We start from the raw sequence: 2,081 nt of genomic DNA, 5'->3' as shown, positions 1-2,081 counted from the left end.
TTGTCGTAGTCGGGCATGCCGACCATCAGGCGCGCGGCCTGACCGAGGTATTTACCGAGGCGACTCAAGTCATTGAACATCGTTGCAATCCTCGATCAAGCGTCCGGCAGGGCCTGGAATGGCGCTTCTTTGTCCGTGCGTTCTTTCGTGCCCCAGGCGGCGATGCCGACCTTGAGCGCGTAGAACAGGATGCTGAAGACCACAAGCAGGAACAACACCGTCAGCGTTGCGTTGGTGTAGGCGTTGAACACCACGTGCTGCATCTGCTCGATGCTCTTGGCCGGGGCCAGGATCTGGCCGGCGGCCAGGGCATCGTTGTATTTGCGCGCCAGGGCCAGGAAGCCGATCGCCGGGTTGGCGTCGAACAGCTTGATCAGGCCCGCGGTGGTGGTGCAGATCAGCAGCCAGGCCGCCGGCAGCAGCGTGACCCAGACGTAGCGCTGGCGCTTCATCTTGATCAGCACCACGGTGGCGAGCATCAGGGCGATACCGGCCAGCATCTGGTTGGAGATGCCGAACAGCGGCCACAAGGTGTTGATGCCGCCCAGCGGATCGATCACGCCCTGGTACAGCAAGTAACCCCACAGCGCGACGCAGCCGGCGGTGGCGATCAGGTTGGCGGTCCAGGATTCGGTGCGCTTGAGGGCCGGCACGAACGAGCCCAGCAGATCCTGCAGCATGAACCGTCCGGCACGGGTGCCGGCGTCTACTGCCGTGAGGATGAACAGCGCTTCGAACAGGATCGCGAAGTGGTACCAGAACGCCATGGTGTTCTCACCCGGCAGTACCGAGTGGAGGATCTGCGCGATACCCACCGCCAGGGTCGGCGCACCGCCGGCGCGGGCCAGGATGGTGGTCTCGCCGATGTCCTTGGCCACCGCTTGCAGCGCCTCGGGGGTGATTGCAAAGCCCCAGCCGCTGATGGTTTGCGCCACGGCCACCACGTCACCGCCGACGATCGCCGCCGGGCTGTTCATGGCGAAGTACACGCCCGGCTCGATCACCGAAGCGGCGACCATCGCCATGATCGCCACGAACGACTCCATCAACATGCCGCCGTAACCGATGTAGCGGGCGTTGACTTCGTTATCCAGCATCTTCGGCGTGGTGCCGGAAGAGATCAGCGCATGGAAACCCGAGACCGCGCCGCAGGCAATGGTGATGAACAGGAACGGGAACAACCCGCCCTTCCACACCGGTCCCGTGCCGTCGGTGAACTGGGTCAGCGCCGGCATTTTCAGCTCGGGCATGGTGACCAGGATGCCGATCGCCAGGGCGATGATGGTACCGATCTTGAGGAACGTGGACAGGTAGTCCCGTGGCGCCAGGATCAGCCAGATCGGCAATACCGCAGCGACGAAGCCATAGCCGATCAGCATCCAGGTGATTTGCACGCCGGTGAAGGTGAAGGCCTTGGCCCAGACCGGGTCCGCGGCAACCTGGCCACCGAGCCAGATCGAGCCCAGCAGCAACAGCACGCCGATGAGGGAGATTTCACCGATGCGGCCCGGGCGGATGTAGCGCATATAGATGCCCATGAACATCGCGATCGGGATGGTCGCCATCACCGTGAAAATGCCCCACGGGCTCTCGGCCAGGGCCTTGACCACGATCAGCGCCAGCACCGCGAGGATGATGATCATGATCAGGAAGCAGCCGAACAGCGCGATGGTGCCGGGGATGCGGCCCATTTCCTCGCGCACCATGTCGCCCAGGGAGCGACCGTTGCGGCGGGTGGACAGGAACAGGACCATGAAGTCCTGCACCGCACCGGCCAGCACCACGCCGGCGATCAGCCAGAGCGTGCCGGGCAGGTAGCCCATCTGCGCCGCCAGCACCGGCCCGACCAGCGGACCCGCGCCGGCAATGGCCGCGAAGTGGTGGCCGAAGAGAATGTGTTTGTTGGTCGGGACAAAGTCCAGGCCATCGTTGTTGAGCACGGCGGGCGTGGCCCGGCGCGAATCGAGTTGCATTACGTTGTTGGCGATGAAGAGGCTGTAGTAGCGGTAGGCGACCAGGTAAATGGCCACGGCTGCGACGACGATCCAGAGGGCGTTGATCGGCTCTCCGCGGCGCAAGGC

General features: G+C 64.2%; 1 protein-coding gene and 1 pseudogene. Both read right to left on the bottom strand.

Annotated elements, in window-relative coordinates:
- Window positions 1-80, bottom strand: a pseudogene (locus tag HU762_RS26840) (hypothetical protein); the annotation flags it as partial.
- A 15-nt stretch (window positions 81-95) separates the two neighbouring features.
- On the bottom strand, window positions 96-2,081 hold a 1,986-nt coding region (locus HU762_RS26460; protein ID WP_186641861.1), incomplete at its 5' end, for a carbon starvation CstA family protein.

This window comes from Pseudomonas sp. SWRI92, assembly GCF_014268685.1.
Classification (GTDB): domain Bacteria; phylum Pseudomonadota; class Gammaproteobacteria; order Pseudomonadales; family Pseudomonadaceae; genus Aquipseudomonas; species Aquipseudomonas marvdashtae.
The sequence above is the reverse complement of the archived record's forward strand: the minus strand, read 5'-3'. Positions and strand labels throughout refer to the sequence as shown.